Origin of the sequence: Faecalimicrobium dakarense (genome assembly GCF_000499525.1) — a bacterium.
GTDB classification, from domain to species: domain Bacteria; phylum Bacillota; class Clostridia; order Peptostreptococcales; family Peptostreptococcaceae; genus Faecalimicrobium; species Faecalimicrobium dakarense.
Window position 1 is genome coordinate 1 of the sequence record NZ_HG529380.1, and the last position, 3,190, is coordinate 3,190.

The 3,190-nt window shown below is 29.2% G+C and carries 1 protein-coding gene and 1 pseudogene; both read left to right on the top strand.

All coding sequences use genetic code 11. The features are described 5' to 3' along the window. Positions 1 to 165: 165 nt before the first annotated feature. Positions 166 to 2,522: pseudogene (gene lon / locus BN899_RS12765) on the top strand (endopeptidase La). Then, positions 2,512 to 3,123: a ribosome biogenesis GTP-binding protein YihA/YsxC gene (yihA, locus tag BN899_RS12770; RefSeq protein ID WP_042275993.1), complete on the top strand. Its 612-nt coding sequence runs from the start codon at positions 2,512 to 2,514 to the stop codon at positions 3,121 to 3,123. The pseudogene lon and the gene yihA overlap by 11 nt, the downstream one beginning before the upstream one ends. Positions 3,124 to 3,190 lie beyond the last annotated feature (67 nt).

A 3,190-nucleotide genomic window follows, 5' to 3' on the forward strand; every position in this document is an offset into this window, starting at 1 on the left:
ATTATATAACTATAAAGTATATAAACGAGTATATTACTAATAATATTATATAATAATAAATAAGAGCAAAATATGCTAAGAAATTTGCATTAATGTTGAAAATCAAGTATTGTAAATATATAATATATAAAGCGGTAAAATCTAGCACTTTAAGGAGTGATATTATTGGAACAGAATTATGCTAAATTAGAACATGAATTACCGTTAATTCCGCTTAGAGGATTAGCGATATTCCCATACATGATATTAAATTTTGATGTAGGAAGAGATTTATCACTTAAAGCTTTAGATGAAGGAATGTTAAAAGAAGAATTAGTATTTTTAACTTCTCAGAAAAAAGCAGAGGTAGATGAACCAACAGAAGAAGATTTTTATCATATAGGAACGATATGTAAAGTAAAACAAATGATAAAATTACCAGGAGATACAGTACGTGTATTAGTAGAAGGTATCTCTAGGGGTAGTGCAAAAGAAATAAAATTTGAAGATGGATACTTTAAAGCTAAAGTAGATGAAATAGTATTTGATGAAGAACATGCACAAGAAGATGTAGAGGTAGAAGCATTTGTAAGAAATGTATTTGATGCTTTTGAAGAATACATAAATATAGGAAATAGAGTTTCTCCTGAAATACTTATATCTTTATCAGAAACAGAAAATGTAGATAGATTTATAGATACTGTAGCTTCAAATATTTATTTAAAATCTGATCAGAAGCAAGAAGTATTAGAAACTTTTGATTTAAAAGAAAGATTAGAATTAATATATAAAATCTTATTAGAAGAAATAGAAATTCTAAAAATAGAAAAAAAGATAACTCTAAAAGTAAAAAACAAATGAATAAAGTTCAAAAAGAATATTATCTTAGAGAACAACTAAGAGCAATTCAAAAAGAGTTAGGTGAAGAAGAAGATATAAATTCTGAAGCAGATGAGTATAAAGCTATGCTTAAGAAAATAAAAGCACCTAAGCAAACAAAGGAGAAAATAGAAAAAGAAATTACTAAATTCTCTAAATTATCTCCAATGTCTCCGGATGTATCTGTTCTTAGAGGATACTTAGATACAGTATTTTCTCTACCATGGAACAATGAAACTAGAGACAAATTAGATATAGTAGCTGCAAAAGAAATATTAGATAATGAACATTATGGATTAGAAGAAGTTAAGGAAAGAATATTAGAGTACTTAGCTGTAAGAAAACTATCTAAATCATTAAAAGGGCCAATAATATGTTTAGTTGGGCCTCCAGGAGTAGGTAAGACATCTATAGCGAAATCTATAGCAAATTCTTTAGGTAGAAAATTTGTAAGAATATCTTTAGGTGGAGTTAGAGATGAAGCTGAGATAAGAGGTCATAGAAGAACTTATGTAGGGGCTATACCAGGTAGAATAGTAAATGCTATGAAAGAAGCTAAAACTAAAAATCCTATAATGTTATTAGATGAGATTGATAAAATGGCGGCTGATTATAAGGGTGATCCTTCTGCTGCAATGTTAGAGGTACTAGATCCAGAACAAAATAAAGATTTTGTAGATCATTATTTAGAATTACCGTTTGATTTATCGAAGGTCTTATTTGTAACTACAGCAAATAGTTTAAGTACAATACCAAGACCTTTATTAGATAGAATGGAAATAATACAAGTATCAGGCTATGTAGATGAAGAAAAGCTAAATATTGCTAAGAAGTATTTACTTCCGAAGCAAATGAAAGAAAATGCATTAAAAGATGGATTCATAAAAATAGATGATGAAATTATGAAAGAAATAATAAATTCTTACACTAGAGAAGCTGGAGTAAGAAGTCTAGAGAGAACATTAGGAAAATTATGCAGAAAAGTAGCTAAAAAATATGTAGAAGACTCATCTATTGAAGAAGTAGTTATCACTAGTTCAAATTTAGAAGAGTATCTTGGAAAAGATAAATATAGACATCAAATGGCAGGTTCTAAGCCAGAAGTAGGAACAGTTACAGGTCTTGCATGGACAGCTGTAGGTGGTGAAACTCTTACAGTAGAAGTGAATGCTTTAAAAGGAAAAGGACAAATTGTTTTAACTGGAAAGCTTGGAGATGTTATGAAAGAATCTGCTAGAACAGCTATATCATATACAAGATCTATAGCAGAAAGATATAATGTAGACCCAGAATTTTACCAAAATAAGGACATGCATATCCATATACCAGAAGGAGCAGTACCAAAAGATGGTCCATCAGCAGGTATAACTATGGCGACTGCTGTTATATCAGCTCTTTCTAATATACCTGTTTTAAATAATGTTGCTATGACAGGTGAAATAACTCTTAGAGGTAAAGTATTAGCTGTAGGTGGAGTTAAAGAAAAGCTATTAGCAGCACATAGAGCAGGAATAACTAAGGTATTATTACCTAAAGATTGTGAAGCAGATTTAGATGAAATACCGAGTAACATAAAAGAAAAAATGGAATTTGTGCTTGTTGAACATATGGATGAAGTATTAGAACATGCATTATTAAGGAATGGTGAAAGCAATGAAAATTAGAAATGCAGAAATAACTATGAGTGCTGTAAATAAATCTCAGTACCCAGATGAAGGTATACCAGAAATAGCTTTAGTAGGTAGATCGAATGTTGGAAAGTCATCGACAGTAAATACATTACTAAATAGAAGAAATTTTGCAAGAACTAGTCAGACTCCAGGTAAAACTAGGACTATAAATTTTTATCTTATAAATAATGAATTTTTCTTTGTGGATCTTCCAGGCTATGGATATGCTAAAATAGCTAAATCTGAAAAAGAAAAATGGGGAGCAATAATGGAAAGATATTTACAAGAAAGAGATGAGCTTTGTGCAATATTCTTACTTGTAGATATAAGACATGAGCCAACTAATGATGATGTTATGATGTATGAATGGATAAAGCATTTTGGATATAACTGTGTAGTTATAGCAACTAAGGCGGATAAAATATCTAGAGGTCAATATCAAAAACATATAAATATAATCAGAAAAAAATTACAAATGGATCCTAATGAAAAAGTACTTCCAATTTCTTCTCTTAAGAAGACTGGTGTAGAAGAAATATGGAATGAAATAATAAATCAATATAATCAAAGTGGTTATGAAATAACTGTAGATTAATAAAAAGAGTAGATAATTCTACTCTTTTTTTATATCTAACAAAATATAATTCGAAATAAAACTAATA